Origin of the sequence: Rhodococcus sp. AQ5-07 (assembly GCF_009707305.1) — a bacterium.
GTDB classification, from domain to species: domain Bacteria; phylum Actinomycetota; class Actinomycetes; order Mycobacteriales; family Mycobacteriaceae; genus Rhodococcus_F; species Rhodococcus_F erythropolis.
The window spans coordinates 1,588,268-1,608,539 of record NZ_CP046099.1 but is presented as its reverse complement, the minus strand read 5'-3'; the positions used below and the strand labels follow the sequence as shown (position 1 = coordinate 1,608,539).

Genomic DNA, 20,272 nt, shown 5'->3' with positions numbered 1-20,272 from the left:
GTGAGTGGTTGAGGAGTGCGGGGACTCCCTAACCACTCACAGGGGGTTAGGCGAGCTGGATCAGCTCGAGGTATTCCTGCGACCAGTGGTCCTCGTTGCCGTCGGGCAGGAGGATGACCCGCTCGGGGTTGAGTGCCTCGGCAGCGCCCGGATCGTGAGTGACCAGGACGACGGCACCGGTGTAGCTGCGGAGCGCGTCGAGCACCTGCTCGCGTGAGATCGGGTCCAGGTTGTTGGTGGGCTCGTCGAGAAGCAGAACGTTGGCAGCGGACGACACCAGACCGGCCAGAGCCAGACGCGTCTTTTCACCACCCGAGAGCGTTCCGGCCGGCTGTTCGAGCTGTGGGCCGGTGAACATGAAGGCACCGAGCAGAGAACGCAGTTCCTGCTCCCCTGTATCCGGCGCAGCGTGGCGGATGTTCTCCCACACGGACGCGTCGTCGTCGAGGGTGTCGTGCTCCTGAGCGAAGTAGCCGACCTTGAGTCCGTGACCGGCGATCAGCTCACCCGCGTCCGCCTTCTCCGCGCCCGCGAGGATGCGGAGCAGTGTGGTCTTACCTGCACCGTTGAGTCCGAGGATAACCACACGAGACCCACGATCGATCGCGAGATCGACACCGGTGAAGATCTCGAGCGAGCCGTACACCTTGGTGAGGTTCTTGCCCATCAGCGGAGTCTTGCCACAAGCGGCGGGCTCGGGGAAACGAATCCGCGCAACCTTGTCCGAGACACGTTCGGCATCGAGGTTCGCCATCAGCTTGTCGGCTCGCTTGGCCATGTTCTGAGCCGCGACGGCCTTGGTTGCCTTTGCACCCATCTTCGCAGCCTGAATCCGCAGCGCACCGGCCTTCTTCTCGGCGTTCGCGCGCTCGCGGCGACGACGCTGCTCGTCCGTGGCACGAGCGTCGAGGTACTTCTTCCAGTTCATGTTGTAGACGTCGGCCTCACCGCGGACGGCATCGAGGAACCACACACGGTTGACGACGTCGTTGAGCAGGTCGACGTCGTGACTGATGACCACCAGTCCGCCCTCGTGGTTCTGGAGGAATCCACGCAGCCAGGTGATGGAGTCGGCGTCGAGGTGGTTGGTGGGCTCGTCGAGCAGCAGAGTCGTGTCCGAGCGGGCGCCGCTGCCGTCGGAGGCGGCAAAGAGGATTCGCGCCAATTCGACACGACGACGCTGACCGCCGGACAGCGTGCTGAGCGGCTGCCCGAGAATACGGTCTTCGAGGCCGAGGCTGCTGGTGATACGTGCGGCTTCGCTCTCGGCTTCGTAGCCGCCGAGGGCCGAGAATCGATCCTCGAGCTGGCCGTACTTCTTGACCGCGCGGTCCTGAGATTCCTGATCGAGCACCTCGCCCATCAGGATCTGCTGCTTCTCCATCTCGCGGAGCATCGTGTCGAGGCCGCGGGCAGAGAGAACCCGGTCCTTGGCGAGGATGCTCAGGTCGCCCTCTTTGGGGTCCTGCGGGAGGTATCCGAGTTCACCGGTGCGTACGACGCTTCCCGCATATGCCTCACCTTCACCGGCGAGGATGCGCAGAGTGGTCGTCTTTCCGGCTCCGTTGCGTCCGACGAGTCCGATCCGGTCGCCCGGCTGGATGCGCAGCGAAGGCCCGGGAGCTGTGAGAAGGGTGCGGACACCGGCACGAACTTCGAGGTCAGTGGCGGTAATCAAGCAAACTCCTCAGGAAAAACGACGAATACGGGTAAACAATGCCTGACTACAGACACAAGAACTATCGATTTTACCGTGACCTGACGGTCGTTCCGACCAGGAGCGTGTGAGTCCGCTAACGTTCGGGACATGACTAGCGAAAACAGCACTCGTCCTCGCGACCTCGAAGGCCGCGCCGCCATCGTCACCGGCGCAAGTCGCGGAATCGGCAAAGCTGTCGCCGCCGAACTCCTCGCTCGCGGCGCCGACGTCTTGATCACAGCCCGCAAGCCGGAGCCCCTCGAGGCTGCTGCATCCGAACTGTCCGATCTGGGGCACGGCGGCAAGGTCGTCGCATTCGCGGGCAACGCAGCCGATGCCGAGGCCCGATCCGGTGCCGTCGACCGCGCCGTCGCCGAGTTCGGTTCGCTCGACATTCTGGTCAACAACACCGGAATCAATCCCGTCTTCGGTTCGCTCATGGAGGCGGACCTCGACGCCGTGCGCAAGATCTTCGACGTGAACGTGGTTGCCGCCCTCGGTTACGTCCAACAAGCACATCGGGCGTGGATGGGCGAACACGGTGGAGCCGTCGTGAACCTGGCAAGTGTGGCCGGGATCCGGTCGACGGGCGTCATCGCGGCGTACGGCGCGTCGAAGGCTGCGCTCATCCGGTTGACGGAAGAACTGGCCTGGCAACTGGGACCGAAGATTCGTGTGAATGCCGTAGCTCCCGGGATCGTCAAGACGCAGTTCGCGGCAGCCCTGGTCGCTGCCGGCGAGGACAAGGCGTCGGCGGGCTACCCGATGAAGCGGCTCGGCACTCCCGAGGACGTTGCCGGCTTGGTCGGCTTCCTCGTCTCCGACGCGGCGGCATGGATCACCGGCGAAACGGTCCGGGTCGACGGCGGTCTGCTCGCAACGGGATCGATGTAGTGCGCCGATCATGAGCACACTCGACTCCTCCGCCGACGTGGTGATCGTGGGCGGAGGGCCGGCGGGGCGGGCACTCGCGACGCGCTGTATCGCCCGGCAACTCACCGTTGTCGTTGTCGATCCGCATCCTCATCGGGTGTGGACGCCGACGTACTCGGCGTGGGCAGACGAGTTGCCGTCGTGGCTGCCGGGCGAGGTGATCGCGAGCCGGATCGAGCGCCCGAGCGTGTGGACCAGCGGGCAGAAAACGCTTGATCGCATCTATTGCGTATTGAATACATCTTTACTGCAATCATTTCTCACCGGCACATCCATAAAGGTCAGAGGCTTACGTGCTCAAACACTGTCCCCTACCACCGTCGTGTGCGTGGACGGATCGCAGCTGACGGGATCCGTCGTCGTCGACGCCCGAGGCACCGATCTGGCAGTGACAACCGCGCAGCAGACGGCCTTCGGAATGATCGTGGACCGAGCTCTGGCCGATCCGATTCTGGGCGGCAGCGAGGCCTGGTTCATGGACTGGCGAACAGACAACGGCACCTCCGACGCCGACACTCCGTCGTTTCTCTACGCGGTCCCGCTCGACGACGAGCGAGTCCTCCTCGAGGAGACCTGCCTCGTCGGCCGGCCGGCGTTGGGGTTGCGCGAACTCGAAACACGTCTGCGCACCCGACTTCACAATCGGGGCTGCGAAGTCCCCGACGACGCGCCGGTCGAGCGAGTCCGTTTTGCGGTCGAAGGCCCGAAGGACTCGTCCCCGGACGCTGTCCTCCGGTTCGGCGGGCGAGGCGGTCTGATGCATCCGGGAACCGGATACAGCGTTGCCTCCTCACTCGCCGAGGCCGACACTGTCGCGAAAGCAATCGCCGACGGTGAGGATCCGAACGCGGCACTCTGGCCTCGCTCGGCCAAGGCGGTATCCGCTCTCCGCCGCGTTGGTCTGAACGCACTTCTCACCCTCGACTCGGGCGAAGTCACCACATTCTTCGACAAGTTCTTCGATCTACCGGTCGAGGCTCAGCGGTCATACCTTTCCGATCGGCGGGACGCGGCCGCGACGGCGAAGGTGATGGCAACACTGTTCCGATCGTCACCGTGGCACGTGAGAAAGACGTTGATGCGCGCGCCGTTTCTCCGGTGACTAGATCCGCACCGACTACTGATCCGCACCGACTACTGCGCTCCCATCGAGCCGGCGATCATCGGCCACGAATTGTGGAGGTCGTCCTGCCAGTAACCCCACGAGTGGGTTCCGCTCGGCTTGAAGTCGAAGGTCGCGGGGATGCCCAGTGCGTTCAGTCGGTCCGCCAATCCGTGTGTGCACCCGTTGACCGCGGATTCGATGATGCCGCCGACGATGATCTGATTCAGGAGTGCTCCGGGATTTCCGTTCACATCGGGCGCCTGAAGGTTGTCGTGCGGACCTGGCAGCCCGGATCCGGTGGAGACGTACAGTTCGGTCCCCCGCAGCTTCTCCGCGTTCACGACGGGATCGTTCTCGCGCCATCCCGGACCGTCGAACGGTCCCCACATGTTTGTCGGATCAGCGCCACCCCGCGCACCGACCACCAGTCGCACGTAGTCCTGACCCGGCTGGGTGGAAGTCTCCGCGCACCCGCTGTAGGCCCCGACACTCCGATACAGCCCTGGGGCTGAGATCGCGAGATTGAGTACCGAGGTCGCGGTCATCGAGATCGCCGCGATGGAGTTGACCCCGTTGGTACCGAACTGCGCATCGATGACTGGCGGCAGTTCACGCGTGAGGAACGTCTGCCACTTGTTGCGTCCGAGTACGGGATCGTCCTTCTGCCAGTCGGTGTAGTAGCTGAACGCTCCTTCCAGCGGCGTCACGACGTTGACGTTCTTGTCGGCAAAGAAGTCCAGGACATCGGTCCGTCCTTCCCACGTTGCACTGTCCTCGCCACCACCGGCGCCGTTGAGCAGATACAACGTGGGCCGTGGGGCGCTCGTGTCGGCGGGGAGGATCACCTCGAGTGGAATGTCGCGGCCCATCGCATCGGAGTGGACGCTGATGGTTACGGTGCGTGCCGGATCTGCGTTCGCGGGCCAAGGCGCAAACAGCAGTGGAACCAGTGAAATTGCCAGCGCTGCTGCTACGCGTCGACGGTAGGTTCGGATACTCATCGGAGTATGCCCCCAGGTGTGCGAGTCGGATTCTCGGAGCGGATACCCGCTCGCCGCGCCTCGAACCGGCCCACCCGGACGCAACGGTTCGGGATCAACCGTGAGCGTTTGCCTCGCGCAATCGGCTGGGGGCGACCATCATGGGAGGCATGCGCTCGATTTGGAAAGGCTCGATAGCCTTCGGTCTGGTCAACGTTCCGGTCAAGGTGTACTCGGCGACCGAGGACCACGACATCCGATTTCACCAGGTCCATGCAAAAGACGGTGGCCGCATCAAGTACAACCGTGTGTGTTCCGAGTGCGGAAACACGGTTCAGTTCGCGGACATCGACAAGGCGTACGACTCGGAAGACGGATCGCGCGTCATCTTGAGCGACGAGGACTTCAACAAACTCCCGGCCGCGGAGAAGCACGAGATTCCGGTGCTGGAATTCGTGCCGAACGATCAGATCGATCCGATCTTGTTCGAGAAGAGTTACTTCCTCGAACCGGATTCGGCGTCGCCGAAGGCGTACGTCCTGCTTTCGACTGTGCTCACCGAGAGTGATCGAACGGCACTGGTGCATTTCACTCTGCGACAGAAGACGCGCCTGGCCGCGATGCGCGCTCGCGACGGCGTCCTCGTGATCCAGACGTTGCTGTGGCCCGACGAAGTTCGCGCAGCAGAGTTCCCTTCACTCGACGACGTGGAGAAGCCGAAGGCCAAGGAACTGAAGATGGCGCAGACGCTCGTCGAGAGCATGGCGGGCGATTTCGATCCGACCGAGTTCACCGACGACTACCAGCTCCAACTGCGGCAGTTGCTCGACGAGATGATCGAGAACGGCGGCAAGAAGGTCATCCCCGCCGCCGAGGTCGACCAAGAGGGCACCGATGCAGAGGTGGTCGACCTCGTTGCCGCACTGCAGCGCAGTGTGGACGAAGCGAAGTCGAACGCCTCCAAGGCCGGCTCGTCGAAGTCGACGACGTCGAGGAAGAAACGAGCCTGAGTCAGCCGCGCACGTCTTGGATCTCGATCAGAGCGTCCAACTCGGCGTCGACGTCCGGGGCCGCGTGACGACCGGTTCCGACCGCCAGGTTGATCACGGGCCCGATCGCCTCCAGACCTGCCTCGGTGAACATTTCGGCGTGTGACGTGGGCACCGGACGGTCGATGATCACCCCGGACACGAACGGTCGCCACGCCGACGCCGTTCGCAGCGGGTCGAAGGTGTCGGTCTGTGCCGAGAAGAACAGCAGATCGCCCACGAACTTGCCCGGGCGGTACCGGTGGGCAAGCTCCGCGCCTGCGGAGTATTCCTCGAACAGTCGCTCGATCCGATCGCTCGAGACCAAAGGGTGATCGCCGATGGCTTCATGCAAGAGCGCTTCGGCATCCTCCGGTGTCAGATCACGCTCGTCGGCGTCCGGGACCGAGATCCCCAACCCGCCGATCAGTTCGGCGAGAGAAGGCTGCGCGCCCGCCATCGTCGGGTCTTCGAGAACGAAGCTGTCGAGAAGAATCAGGTCGGCGACGCTCTCACCCGCGGCTTGCAACTGCACCGCCGCCGCATGAGCGATCAATCCCCCGATCGACCACCCCAGCAGGTGATACGGACCGTGCGGCTGAACTCCGCGAATTTCCTCGACGTACCGCGCTGCGAAATCCTCGATCAGCTCCGCCCGGAATTCGGGGTCCGTCAGAATCGGCGACTGCAGGCCGTAGAGCGGCCGGCTGGAATCGACGTACCGATCGAGTGCCCCGTAGCACCAGGCCAATCCGATGGCCGGATGGATGCAGAACAGTGGCTCGGCGCGGCCTTCCGGGCGTAGTGGCAGGACTACTGCAAGTGCGGAGGTATCCGCGTCACTTGTCACAACTGTTGCCTCGAGTTCGAAGAGTCTGCGCGCCAATGCCTCCGGCGTCGGGTCGGAGAATATCCACGCGACGGGGACGGTCATGCTGGTGCGTTCCTTGATGGCAGCGACCAAACGCGTTGCCATGAGCGAGTTTCCGCCGAGTTCGAAGAAGCTCGAATCGGCGTACGTGTCTGCGTCGGCGAGATCGAGGACCTCCGCGAAAGCAGCGCAGATCGCAATCTCGTCGCTGCCTTCCGGACTGCGTCCACTCGGCGCCTCCCAGAGGGGCGCAGGCAGAGCTGCGCGATCCAGCTTGCCCGCCGGTGTGGTCGGGACTGCATCGATCGTGACAAAAGCGGACGGGATCGTGTGCGCAGGTAGGGATGTGCCTGCGTGGCGTCGTAGTGCGGTGACGTCGACGTCCCCGTGTGCCGGGACGACGTACGCGACTATCCGAGCGTCGACGCCGTCGCCGACGACCACGCTCACAGCCGAATGCACGGACGCCTCCGACGCCAGCACCGCGTCGATTTCACCGAGTTCGATCCGGAACCCTCGAACCTTGACCTGGTGGTCCGCGCGTCCGAGATAGACAAGCGACCGTGCGCGATCTTCACGCACAAGATCCCCGGTGCGGTACATCCGAGAGCCTTCGGGTCCGTGCGGGTCGGCGACGAACCGCGCTGCCGTGAGCGCGGGGTTGCCGAGGTACCCGCGGGCGAGACCGTCGCCGCACACGTAGAGCTCACCGACGACCCGTCCGGGGACCGAGTGCAGTCGGGAATCGAGAACCATCGCATCCACGCCTCGGATCGGACCGCCGATCGTCACGGTCTCCCCCGCGACGAGTGAATCGCTGATGGTGACTGCGACGGTGGCCTCGGTCGGGCCGTACGCGTTGAACATTCGGCGCCTCGGCGCCCACCGAGATACGAGGTCGGCGGTGCAGGCGTCGCCACCGACAACGACGGCCTCGAGATGGTCGAGACCGGCGGGATCGACAGTCGCCAGGGCGGCCGGAGTCACGAATGCATGGGTGATCATCTGCTCGTCGAGCAGTTCGTGCAATTCGACACCGCCGAGAACCGTCGGAGGCGCAATCACCATCGTTGCGCCGGCGCCGAATGCCAGAAGGAGCTCGAGAACCGACGCGTCGAAGCTCGTCGAGGCGAAGCTCAGAGCGCGAGAGTGCGCGGTGACGCCGAAACGTTCCCGCTGTTCGTCGGCAAACGCGGCCAATCCCGCGTGAGTGACCAATACGCCCTTGGGTTTTCCGGTCGAGCCCGAGGTGTAGATCAGGTAAGCCGGGTTGTCGAACTCGAGTGGCGCGTCCGGCAGTGTCTCGGAATGGGCTGCCTCGATTTCGGTGGTGAATTCGACCGCGTCGAGCTCGATCCACGACGTGGCGCCCGGAAGGCCGGCCACATACTCGCCCATGGTGATACCGAGTACCGCCCCACTGTCGGTGAGCATGTGCTCGATCCGCTCGGCGGGGTACGCCGGGTCCACGGGAAGAAACACTCCGCCGGCTTTCGCTACGGCCCAGAGCGCGATCACATAGTCGGCCGACCTCGGAAGCGCGAGTGCCACAATCATTTCCGGCGCAATCCCGCGAGCGATCAACGCAAACGCCATTGCGTCGGAGCGTCGGTCGAGTTCGCCGTACGTGAGCGTGGCGGAAGCCGCGACGTCGACGATTGCCGGAGCATGCGGATCGGCCGCGCCGCGAAGCAGCAACTCCGGCAAGGTCAAAGCATCGCCGGCCGGACGTCCGGGCAACGCACGCAGGCCACGCCCCGCAAGATCCACGTCACCGACGACGGCGGAGGGCTGGGCAGTCAGTGTCTCGATGATCGTTTCCAGCATCACCGCAAACGACTCCGCCGTATCGGTGTCGAAGAGGTCCTTCGCGTATGTGAGGGAGGCCTCGTAGCCGCCGCCTTCCTCCGCGATCTGTTCGACAACGGTGAACTGCAGGTCGTACTTGGCGATGTCCGGTGTGATCTCGTGGGCACGAACGGCAAGTCCAGGCAGGTCCCACGTCGTCGGGTGGGCGCCGTGGAACGAGATCATCGTCTGGAACACCGGATGACGGTCGGTGGTCCGGGTCGGCGCCACAACGTCCACGACCTGCTCGAACGGAATGTCCGCGTGGGCGAAGGCGTCGAGATCGACGGAGCGGACAGTACGCAGAACGTCGACGAACGTCGACCCGGGATCGACCGTCGTGCGCAGTCCGACCGTGCCCACGAACATTCCCACGAGGTCGTCGAGAACTCGGTGTCCTCGCCCGGCGACCGGAGATCCGATCACGATGTCCGTGCTTCGACTCAGCCTGGACAGCAGCACGGCATAGGCAGCGTGCAACACCATGAACGGCGTCGCCGCATTCGAGCCGGCGACCGCCTCGACCGCGATCCGGGTGTGCGCCGGAAGCGAGACCGCGGTGTGGCCGCCACTCAACGACTGGGTGAGCGGGCGCGCTCGATCGCTCGGAAGGTCGATCAGCTCAGGTGCTCCCCGCAACGTCTCCCGCCAGTACGACGCCTGTGCCCCGAGCACGCTCTCGGATTCGTTCACAGAGCCCAGCGCTTCCCGCTGCCAGATGGCGAAGTCCGCGTAGTGCACCTCGAGCGGGGTGAACTCGGGAGCGCGTCCCGAACTTCTCGCGACGTAGGCGGTGAGTACGTCCTTCATCAACGGCGCGATCGACCATCCGTCCGCCGCGATGTGGTGGATCACGATGACAAGTGTGTGGTGCTGCGGCGTCGACTCGAGCAGGAGCGCGCGAACGGGAGATTGGGTCGTGATGTCGAATCCACGCGACGCGAATTCTCTGGCGAGCTCTGCCGGTTCACGGGTGTCCGCATTTGCGTACTCCAGCGAGGTGAATGCATCCTGGATCACCTGGTGTGGGCCGGTGTCGGAGTCGGGGAACACCGTGCGCAGGATTTCGTGCCTTTCGATCACGTCGAGGACCGCAGCTTCGAGGGCTGGGACGTCGAGTGCACCGTCGAGGGAGATCGCGGCGGGGACGTTGTACGCGGGTGAGCCGGGATCCATCTGGTTGAGGAACCAGATGCGGGCCTGCGCGTAGGACAGCGGAACTTGCTCGGGGCGGTCGACGGCGGTGATCGGTGGTAGCGCCTTCGCCCCGGCGGATGTGTCGAGCACGGTGGCAAGTTCCCGAATTTCGGGGTGCTCGAACAGCATTCGGACAGGTACCTGCCTGCCCAACGATTCGCCCAGTCGCTGGGCCAGTCTGGTGGCGAGCAGTGAGTTGCCGCCGAGTTCGAAGAAACTGTCCGACGCACTGATCTGTTCGATACCCAGTAGTTCTGCCACGACGCCGGCAACCTGGAGTTCGGTCGCGGTGGTCAGCGGCTCGACACTTCGCTCGGACGAACGCAGTGTCGGCGCCGGCAGTGCCGCTCGGTCGAGTTTCCCGACGGGGGTCAGCGGAACGTGCTCGATCGGGGTGATCGCCGACGGCACCATGAAGGCGGGCAGTGAGCGGCGCGCATGGATCAGCAATTCGTCCATCTCGACCGCATCGGCGCCGAGTACTACGTACGACGCCAACATCGTCTCACCGGAAGCTGCGTCGATGCCCACGGTGACCGCGAACTCGACGCCGGGGTAATCGCTGAGGACGGAGTCGATCTCGCCCAGTTCGATGCGGAATCCGCGTACTTTCACTTGGTGATCAGAGCGTCCGACGTATTCGATCGTCTCGAGCGGCGTCCACCGAACCAGGTCACCGGTCCGGTACATGCGGGCGCCGGCCGGGCCGAACGGCGCTGCCACGAATCGCGTCGCCGTCAACGCGGGTTGGTCGAGGTAGCCGCGGGCAAGTCCCAGGCCGGCGATGTAGAGCTCACCGGTGACCCCGACGGGTACCGGCTGAGCCGAGCCGTCGAGAATTACCGCGGACACGCCCCGGACGGGTCCGCCGATGGTCACGGTCTCCCCCACCGTCAGGGCATCGCTGATGCACACCATGACCGTGGTTTCCGTCGGCCCGTAACCGTTGAACAACCGGCGACCCGGTGCCCACTTGCGGACCAGTTCGGGTGAACAGGCCTCGCCGCCGACAACGATCGACTGCAAGACGTCCAGCCCGGTGGGATCGACCGAGGCCAGCGCTGCCGGCGTGATGAACGCGTGGCTCACCTGCTGATCGGTGATCAGTTTTGCGAGGTCCTCGCCGCCGTACACATCGGGAGATGCGATCACCATCGTCGCGCCCTCACCGACGGCGAGCAGCAGTTCGAGGATGGATGCGTCGAAGCTCGGTGAGGAGAAGTGCAGCGTCCTCGACTGCGCCGAGATGCCGTAGCGCGCCGTCTGCTCGGCGGCCAATGCGCTCAGGCCACGGTGAGTGACGCTGACACCCTTGGGCTTTCCCGTCGATCCGGAGGTGTAGATGATGTAGGCGAGGTTGTCGATTCGGATCGGCGCGGCAGGAACCGGCTGCCAGACACCGTCGCCGTGGATGTCGTCCATCGTCATCCACGGAACCGGACGGGGCAGTGATTCGATCACCGCTTCCGTTGTCACTCCGCGAGTGGCTCCGGAGTCGGTGAGCATGTGCAGAATGCGATCGGCTGGGTATCGCGGATCGACCGGAACGAACGCGGCGCCGGTCAAGGAAACGCCCCACAACGCGACGATCGAGTCGATCGAACGCGGAATCGCTATCGCCACAATGTCTTCGGCGCCGATACCTTCTGTGGTCAAACGGCGGGCAAGCGCCGATGCACGGGCGAAGAGATCTCGGTAGAGCACGGTGGTGTCACCAGATCGAAGGGCCACCGAATCGCCTGAACGGGTGGCGGTCCGCGTCAATATTTCGGCCAAGGTGCGCGAACTGGTCCACGCCGGACCGCGTACCGGCATCAGCGACGCACGCTCGAGGGTGCTGAGGAATTCCATGTCGTCGATTGCGGTGTCCGGGTCTGCGGCGACGGCGCGGGCCACCGACTGCACACGTGCGGCGATCGTTTCCGCAGTGGAAATGTCGAAGAGCGCCTCGGCAAACCTGAGCGACCCGGTGATCTCCGCGTTCTCGGAATCGCCTGCCAGCAGGGTGAACTCGAGGTCGAACTTCGCGACGGACGGTTCGAGCGCTTGCGCCTCGAGATGCGCGTCGTGGACGGTTACCTGCGGCGAGACCACATTCTGGTGGTACGACAGCATGACCTGAAACAGCGGGTGTCGCGTAGTTGACCGGTCGAGATCGAGGGCGTCGACCAGCACCTCGAATGGCAACTCGGGGTGCGCGAGGGCGGCAAGGTCGCGTTCACGGACGACCTCGAGCAGGGAGGTGAACGACGCTCGGTGATCGACCGGTGTGCGAAGCGGTACCGAATTGACGAACATCCCGATCAGGGAATCCAGTTCGGGTCGGCCGCGGCCAGCCACCGGAGTGCCGACCACCACGTCGTCGGTAGCACCGAGACGCGCCAGAACAACCGTCAAGATCGCGTGTACGACCATGAATTGCGTCGTGCCACTGCGCCTTGCCAAGGCGGCGAGCCGCTCCCCGGTCGCCGCGTCGATGACGATCGGCACCGATCCGACGGCGGTCGTGGTGACAGATCCGCGTGGGCGATCCACTGGTAGCAGTACCTCGTCCGGGGCACCGGCCATGGCAGCGGTCCAGAAGGTCAGCTCGCGGGCAACCAGAGACTCCTGGTCGTCGATCTGCCCGAGCGAGTCTTGCTGCCACACCGCGTAGTCGGCGTACTGCACGTCGAGCGGTGTGAAAACCGGGGCGTCTCCGACGACGCGTGCGGAGTACGCCGCGACGAAATCTGTCGCGAAGGGAGTCAGGGACCAGCCGTCGAAGGCGATGTGGTGGATGACGACGACCAGTACGTGAGCGAAAGTGTCCTCGCGCACCAGCATGGCCCGAATCGGCAGATCCGAACCGAGATCGAACCCACGCGCCGCGAACTCCGTCGTCGCGGATTCGATACCTTCGGATCCGCGGTAGCGCTCGACGGAGAACTGCACGTCGGAAATTGCTCGGATGACCTGACTCGGGCCGTCGGCGCTGTCGACGTAGATCGTTCGAAGCACCTCATGGCGTGCAATGACGTCCGCAAGCGCCTCCTCGAGTGCATCGCCGTGGATGTCTCCGGTGATCCGGATCGCGAACGGAATGTTGTAGACCGCGGACTGCGGGTCGAAGCGATTGACGAACCACAGCCGCTGTTGCGCAGCGGAGAGCGGTAGTCGGTCCGGGCGAGCACCGGCGCTCAGGGCAGGTCGATCGTCTGATTCTTCGGCGCTCGCCGCCAGACGTGCAGCGAGCGCTTCGACGGTCGGCGCTTCGAAGATCGAGCGCACGTCCACAGCGAGTCCCGTCGCTGCGCTCAACCGCGCGGACACCTGCGTCGCGACGAGGGAGTTGCCCCCGAGATCGAAGAAACTGTCTCCGGCCCGGACATCGGGTACGTCGAGCAGTGAAGCGAACACGTCGGCGACGGTGCGTTCGGGCCCGGCCTCGGGTTCACGACCCGTACCGAGGACTTCGCGCGGTATCGGCGTCGGCAATGCTCTCCGATCGAGTTTGCCGACCGGAGTCAACGGAATCGCGTCGATCGGGGTGATCGACGACGGAATCATGTACCGCGGCAGCGTGTCGGCGAGTGCCGCAAAGAGCGACTCGATATCAGCGTCGCCGCTGAGCAGCACGTACGACGCCAGAGTGGTGCCTGCGGCGGATTCGACGGGAATCGTCGTGGCGAAGTGAACGAGAGGGGAATCCATCAGAGCAGCGTCGATCTCGCCGAGTTCGATGCGGAACCCGCGGATCTTGAGCTGATGATCGCTGCGGCCCACGTAGCGGAGGGTCAGGTCCTTGGTCCAGCGGACCAGGTCACCGGTTCGGTACATCCGGGCACCGGACGTCGAGTACGGATGCGCGACAAAACGATCCGACGTCAGCGCGGGACGAAGGTGGTAACCACGTGCAAGCCCCGGCCCACCGATGTACAGCTCGCCGACGCCGCCGATCGGGACCGGTTGCAGCCGAGCGTCGAGCACCACGGCGTCGATTCCGCGGATGGGACCGCCGATGGTGATCGGCTCGCCCGGTGAGAGTGGGTCACTGATGGCAACCATGACAGTGGTTTCGGTCGGGCCGTATCCGTTGTGCAGTCTGCGCCCGTTGCCCCAGCTCGAGACCAATTCCGGGGTGCACACGTCGCCGCCGACGACTACGCATTCCAGCGCCGTCACGCCCGCCGGATCGACGGTCGCCAGAGCAGCCGGAGTGATGAAGGCATGAGTGACATCGCGGCTTCGGAGGAACTCGCTCAACGCCTCCCCTCCGTAGATGTCGGGAGGGGCGATCACCATCGTCGCGCCGGTCGAACCGGCGAGCAGTAGCTCGAGTACTGCGCCGTCGAAGCTCGGTGACGCAAAATGCAGAGTCCGCGACCCGGCGGTGATCCGATACCGATCCTGTTGTTCGCGAGCAAGATTGGCCAAACCTGCGTGAGTGACGACGGTGCCCTTCGGCACTCCGGTCGAGCCGGAGGTGTAGATGACGTACGCAGCCGCCGCAGTGATCGACGCTGTTCTGTCCGCGTCGTCGATGGCAGCGTCGTCGATGGCAGCGTCGGAGTAGGCGGCACATTCTGCAACCGTGTCCGCGTCGCCGAGGTCGATCCAGACTGCGACGTTCCCGCCGGTTGCCGGACCGGCCGCAACCTCGGCGGACCGAATTCCGATCCGCACACCCGAATCCTCGAGCATGTGCGCAACTCGATCTGCGGGATAACGGGGATCGACCGGGACGAAAACGCCACCGGCTTTGGTGACCGACCAGACTGCGAGCACGGAGTCGACCGATCGGGCGACGGCCAGTGCGACCGGTGTCTCGGGGCCGACGCCCAGGTCCATGAGGTATCGAGCGATCCGATTCGATCGACGCTCCAGCTCCCCGTACGAGAGTGAGCGCTCGGAGTCTTCGAGGGCGATCGCGTCGGGATACGTACTCGCGGTATCCCCGAGGATCTGCGCCAGCGTCGATTCGCCCACCGAAGCCACGCCGCGCCGCGGCAATATCGCGGCACTCTCCCGGGATCCGAGTACACGAAGATCACCAACCGGTGCAGTCGGTTCCGACACTGCCGATTCCACGAGGGTCACGAAGTTTCGCGCCAAGGCTTCGACGGTCGCGTTGTCGAACAGGTCGGTGGAATAGGTGAACGTGGCATCGATTCCTGCTGCGGCCCCGGACTCGTGACGTTCGGTGACGGTGAGCTCGAGGTCGAACTTGGTCAGCCCCGTCTCGACTGCCCGCGCCGTCATCGACACCCCGGCCAGTTCGGCTGTGTGAGCGGTGGTTATCCGAGAGGTGATGGCAGCTTGAAAGACCGGATGGTGCGCAGGCGAGCGGTCCAGTTCGAGCGCGTCCACGACGACGTCGAAAGGCACGTCCGCATTGTCGAAGGCATCCACGTCGACGGCCCTGACCTGCGACAGGTGTGCGGCGAACGTCGCGTCCCGATCGACGACGGTCCGCAAGGCCAGAGTGTTGACGAACATGCCGACGAGCAGATCGAGAGATCTGTCCCCTCGTCCTGCCACCGGTGTTCCGATGACGATGTCGTCCGTGCCGCTGTACCTGGCCAGAAGCAGGGCGAAGCACGCGTGCAGGGCGATGAACGGCGTGGCGTCGTGATCGCCGGCAAGTACAACGAGCTTCTGATGAGTGGAAGCGCCAATTCTGATGTCGACTCCGGCCCCGCGCATGGTCGGGTCGAGTGGGCGCGGACGGTCCGTCGGCAGGTGGAGTTGCTCGGGCGCTCCCGCCAGCTGCTGCTTCCAGAACGCGATCTGTGAGTGGGCAAGCGAATCGGTGGATGCCGCGTCGCCGAGGTGTTCTCGGTGCCAGAGCGTGTAGTCGGCGTACTGCACCGGAAGGGGCGCCCACTGCGGGCTGTTGCCGCCGACGCGGGCGGCGTAAGCGCCGGTGAGATCAGCAGCCAACGGCGCGAGCGACCAGCCGTCGGCCACCATGTGGTGCAGAACTACGACGAGGACTGCTTGCTCGTCATCGCCGTCCTTGCCATCGCCTTCCTCATCGTCGGCGACAGTGATCAGCAGGTAGCGGACCGGGCGTTCGCGGACCAGATCGAAACCCGCCGAGGAGAATTCGAAGATCACACTTTCGAGATTCTCGCGTTCCACTTCGATCGACTCGAGCCCCGCGATACCCTCGCCCAGGCCCAGAACCTTCTGCGTTGCGTTGTCCCCGATTTGAGGAAACACGGTGCGTAGTGACTCGTGACGTGTCACGACGTCCACGATCGCGGCGCTCAGTGCGTCGGGATCGACGTCGCCGCGCAACGACACCGCCAACGGAATGTTGTATGCACCTGATTCCGGTGCGACGCGGTTCAGGAACCACAGTCGCTGCTGCGCGGGAGCGAGAGGTAGTACCGCCGGCCGGGCCACGACCTGGATACCGTCAGCGTCCGGGGTCTGGGCGGCACGCTCGATCGTCGCCGCGATCCCGGACACCGTGGGATGGTCGAAGAGCGCACGCAGTGGCATACGAACTCCGGTGGCTTCGGTCAAGCGCGCCACAGCCGTCGTCGCTACCAGCGAGTTTCCGCCCAAATGAAAGAAATTATCGTCGAGCCCGAGCGGTCCGCTACCCAGGATGTCAGCCAGAACCGCGGCTACCTTGCCCTCGGTCGGGGTCGTCGGGGGCCGGAAGACCCTGGTGGAGGCGAGGATCGGCGACGGCAGCGCACGCCGGTCGAGTTTTCCGTTGGTGGTCAACGGAATCGAATCGATGACCATGAAGGCATCGGGAACCATGTAGGTCGGGAGGGCTTCGGCGGCGTGCGCGCGAAGGGCTTCGGCGTCCACGGCGTCCGAAGCGGTCACATAGGTCACGAGAGCGCCGCCGGCCGGCGTCGGAGCCACGACGGTCACGGCGTCGTCGATTCCCGGCGCGCCGAGGATCACGGAGTCGATTTCGCCGAGTTCGATCCGGAATCCGCGGATCTTGACCTGCGCGTCGCCGCGTCCGAGGTACTCGAGTTGTCCAGGCGCAATCCATCGTGCGCGGTCACCGGACCGGTACAACCGTCGTCCGCCGGCATTGAACGGATCGGCAACGAACCGGCCCGCGGTGAGGTCTGGTCGGCCCAGATAGCCACGGGCGAGTTGACCGCCGGCGACATAGATCTCCCCCGCAATCCCCACCGGGACCGGGGAGAGATGCTCGTCGAGCAGGTACACACGAAGTCCGTCGATCGCGTCACCGATCCGGCTGCCGGTAACCGCACTCGCGCTCGCCCGGTCGATTTCGAGATGGGTGACATGCACCGTCGTCTCGGTGATGCCGTACATGTTGACGAGTGCGGGCCCGGATTCCGTGTGATCGTCGTAGCCCGCGTGATTGTCATACCAGCGCCCGAGGCGACGAAGATCCAAGGCTTCGCCACCGAAGATCACGTACCGGAGCCGGGTCGCCGAATCGGCCCGAAGGTCGGCTTCGATGTACTGGTAGAAGGCCGAGGGCGTCTGATTGAGCACGGTGACGCCTTCTGCGGCGACGAGCGCGCGGAAGGCATCGGGGTCGCGTGAGACTTCGTGATCGACCACAACCAGCGTTCCACCGTGGAGCAGCGCGCCCCACATTTCCCACACCGAGAAGTCGAAGGCGAACGAGTGGAACATCGTCCACACGTCGTTGCCGTCGAATCCGAATTCGACCTGCGTGTTCTCGAACAATCGCACCACGGTGGCGTGGGTAACCGAGACGCCCTTGGGTCGGCCCGTCGACCCCGAGGTGTAGATCACGTACGCCAGATTGTCGGCTCCGTGCCCGCGCGGGCACTCATCGGTTTCCAGACCCTCACCGGAGTACTCGTCGGAGTCGACCCCGACGACCACCACGTCAGAGTTCGGAAAGGCGGAGTTCGGGAAAGTGGAATCGGAGATGACGCACACCGGTTGCGCATCCTCGACCACGTATGCCAAACGCTCGGCGGGGTGCGCACGATCGAGTGGGAGGTATCCGCCGCCGGCCTTCACTACCGCGACAGCGGCAACGATCATGTCCACGGATTTCGGCAGCATGATTCCGACCAACGACTCGGATTGCACGCCATGCTCGACGAGCTTGCGCGCCAACTGATTCGATCGTCGATCGAGTTCGCGGTACGACACGCGCTCGCTACCTGCGACAACGGCGATCGCTTCCGGGGTCGCCCGAATGCGGTCGGAAAGGATGTCGGAGAGCGTTCGGACCGGGGTAATCGGCAGAACGGGCGGCACCAGCGCCTGGCGCGCGTCCGGGCGGAGTAGATCCACTGAGCCGAGCGCCGAGTGCGGAGCACCGACCATCGCGGTCAAGATTCGTAGATAACGGTCGGCGAGGTCCTCGGCTTGCTCCTTCGTGCCGAGCCAATCCAGAACACCGGAGATCGGCTGATCGAAATCGGCATGCTCACCAGTCGGAATCGCCAGGGAGACAAACAGTTCCGGCACGGTGGCCAGATCCGATCCGATAGGCGCACCGACCATGAGCCCCGGAAACCTCGGGTGAGCATCCAGCGGCTCCTCGAAGCAGACCATCGCCCGGAACAACGGGCCCGTCTCCACCCAGCGGCCGTCACCGAGTGCGGCGGTTACTGAAGACAGAAGAATGTCTGCGTGTTCGAAAGCTTCGATTGCGACGGTGTCCACCGCACCGACCAGGTCGTTGAGCGTCATGGTGTTCGACACCGTCGAGCGAAGCACCAACTGGTTGGCGAACATCGAGACGAAATCGTCCGGGTTCGAGGCGCCGTACCCGCGGACCGAGACGCCGATCGACACCTCGTCAGCCGAACCGACGCGGCGCAGCAGTCCGGCCATCGCAGACTGGAACAGCACGAACAGACTCGTGTTCATCGTCGTCGCCATCGTCTCGAGGCGGCGGCAGAGGTCTGCCTCGATCTCGAGGGGCGTGGACGTCCGACCGGATCCGGCGACGACCGGCAAACCCAGATCCTCGGCGGGGTTCGACAATGTCGAAGACCAGTACTCGACGTTGCGGGCGTGTTGAACTTCGGCGATCCACTTCCCCGCGGCGTCCGGGTCGATGTCCATCAATCGAGTTCCCGATTCCGCAGCGCAGAACAATTCGAGGAATTCGAGGAAACGTCGGTGGTGACGCGTGATGTCCTCGTTGGTGTAGAGGTCTGGATTCGCGGCGAAGTCGATCTGGATCTCTTCGGCTGCGGAAGTCTGATAGACGTTGACCGAGAGGTCTTCGATCGGCCCGGTCGAGATCACGTTCAGTTCGCCGTGCGCGTCCCCGAGAGTGATTCCCGAGTGGAACAGCATGAGGTTGATCAACGGCCCGTGGAAGCCGCGTCCGTCGGCGATGCTGTGATCACCGGCGTTGAGGTCGCGTCGTAGGTCCTCGTGGCGGTACTTCTGATGACGCAGTGCGCCGGTGAGTTCGATCTTCACCTCGTGCAGCAAGTCTCCCACCGCGAAGTGCGGATCGACACTCGCACGTATCGGGACGACGTTCGACATCATTCCGCCGGACCGGCGAGCAGCTTTTGTCGTCCGCCCCGAGACCGGCAAGCTGAGGACCACGTCGCGGGTCCCGGTGGCCCGGGCGAGGTAAGCCGCCAGTGCACCGATCACCACTGACGACGTAGTCACGTCGTGAGCGACGGCAAGCCTTTCGAGGGAGCTTCGCAGTTCCGTAGGTACCGTCGCCGACCGAAGGCGTGACCACGCCTGCGACGGAGCCGTCGAGGACGCGAGCGAGGTTCCGCCCGGCTTGTCGGCCATCTTGGTGTTCCAGTAGTCGCGATCGCGTTCCCACCGGGAAGAGCCCAGATAGTCGGCCTCTGCCTTCACCAACGATTGGAGGGGGGCAGTTACCGCTGGGGGAACTGGCAGATCCCGCACCGCGGCGGTGTAGATCTCGGCTGTGCGGTTCATCATCGACATCGCGCCGAAACCGTCGAGCGCCACATGATGAATACGGCTGTACCAGTAGTAATGGTCGTCGCGAAGCACCAGGACTGCCAGCCTGACCAGGCGATCGGTGAACGGATCGATGGCAGCAGTGTGCTCTTTGCGCATCCATTCTCGCGCCGCCGATTCCGGATCGGATTCGGCGCGCAGGTCGACCACGTCGAGAGAGTCGTCCATGTCGAGATCGAGCCACTGACGCGCAACCCCGTCCAACTCGACCAGGCGCAGGTATCCGGAGCCGATCTCACGGCCGGTCTGTTTACTGGCAGCGGTCAGCAGCTCGATGTCGAGCGGACCGTCCACGTCGACGTACTGAGCGATGCTGACGGGAATCTCGGGTCGAAGCTGTTGTGCGACAAGCAGGGAAAGTTGCGCGGCAGAAAGAGGGAAGGTGAGTTCGTCGTCCGGACGAGCTGCGGAAACGATTCCTCGGTCGGGACTGCCATCCACACGAATCTCCCTCTTACAACTTGATCATGATGCAAACAGGTATATGCGTCCGCTGGACGCTTCGAACTGATCGGGGCACTTCGAAATGAGACGAATACATTGGAAAGCTCGGGTGGAAACTGGCAAATCGCCCGCCGGAGATCACATCGTGACAATCAGCTGCGATGTTACCGATCAGTCAGCTTCCAGCAAATATTCATCAAACAACCATTTGGGACTATTGTCCTGAAT

General features: G+C 64.3%; 6 protein-coding genes. 3 read left to right on the top strand and 3 right to left on the bottom strand.

Annotated features, from left to right (window positions below; translation table 11 throughout):
• Positions 1 to 46: 46 nt before the first annotated feature.
• The gene (locus GJB56_RS07600) at positions 47 to 1,678 is read right to left on the bottom strand and encodes an ABC-F family ATP-binding cassette domain-containing protein (protein WP_020907739.1); all 1,632 of its coding nucleotides are present in this window, start codon (positions 1,676 to 1,678) and stop codon (positions 47 to 49) included.
• Positions 1,679 to 1,807: 129 nt separating this feature from the next.
• Here GJB56_RS07600 and GJB56_RS07595 point away from each other — a divergent pair, with 129 nt between their 5' ends.
• Complete coding sequence (locus GJB56_RS07595; protein ID WP_019748418.1) at positions 1,808 to 2,593, top strand: SDR family oxidoreductase; 786 nt, start codon at positions 1,808 to 1,810, stop codon at positions 2,591 to 2,593.
• Positions 2,594 to 2,603: 10 nt separating this feature from the next.
• Entirely contained in the window at positions 2,604 to 3,734 is a 1,131-nt protein-coding gene (locus GJB56_RS07590) for a lycopene cyclase family protein (protein ID WP_113683623.1), read from the top strand.
• A gap of 32 nt (positions 3,735 to 3,766) precedes the next feature.
• Here the strand turns inward: GJB56_RS07590 and GJB56_RS07585 are convergent, their stop codons facing one another.
• Positions 3,767 to 4,738, bottom strand: a complete 972-nt coding sequence (locus tag GJB56_RS07585) for an alpha/beta hydrolase (RefSeq protein WP_113683622.1) — start codon at positions 4,736 to 4,738, stop codon at positions 3,767 to 3,769.
• A 149-nt stretch (positions 4,739 to 4,887) separates the two neighbouring features.
• On the opposite strand from GJB56_RS07585, the gene ku reads away from it, so the two are divergent.
• Positions 4,888 to 5,727, top strand: a complete 840-nt coding sequence (gene ku, locus GJB56_RS07580; protein WP_442792712.1) for a non-homologous end joining protein Ku — start codon at positions 4,888 to 4,890, stop codon at positions 5,725 to 5,727.
• Position 5,728: 1 nt separating this feature from the next.
• On the opposite strand, the gene GJB56_RS07575 is transcribed toward ku, so the two are convergent.
• Positions 5,729 to 20,041, bottom strand: a complete 14,313-nt coding sequence (locus GJB56_RS07575) for a non-ribosomal peptide synthetase (RefSeq protein WP_113683620.1) — start codon at positions 20,039 to 20,041, stop codon at positions 5,729 to 5,731.
• Between the last annotated feature and the right edge of the window lie 231 nt (positions 20,042 to 20,272).

Excerpts from the sequence above, each read along its gene's own strand:
- GJB56_RS07585 (WP_113683622.1), bottom strand. The coding sequence starts at position 4,738 with ATGAGTATCCGAACCTACCGTCGACGCGTAGCAGCAGCGCTGGCAATT.
- ku (WP_442792712.1), top strand. The coding sequence starts at position 4,888 with ATGCGCTCGATTTGGAAAGGCTCGATAGCCTTCGGTCTGGTCAACGTT.
- GJB56_RS07595 (WP_019748418.1), top strand. The coding sequence starts at position 1,808 with ATGACTAGCGAAAACAGCACTCGTCCTCGCGACCTCGAAGGCCGCGCC.
- GJB56_RS07590 (WP_113683623.1), top strand. The coding sequence starts at position 2,604 with ATGAGCACACTCGACTCCTCCGCCGACGTGGTGATCGTGGGCGGAGGG.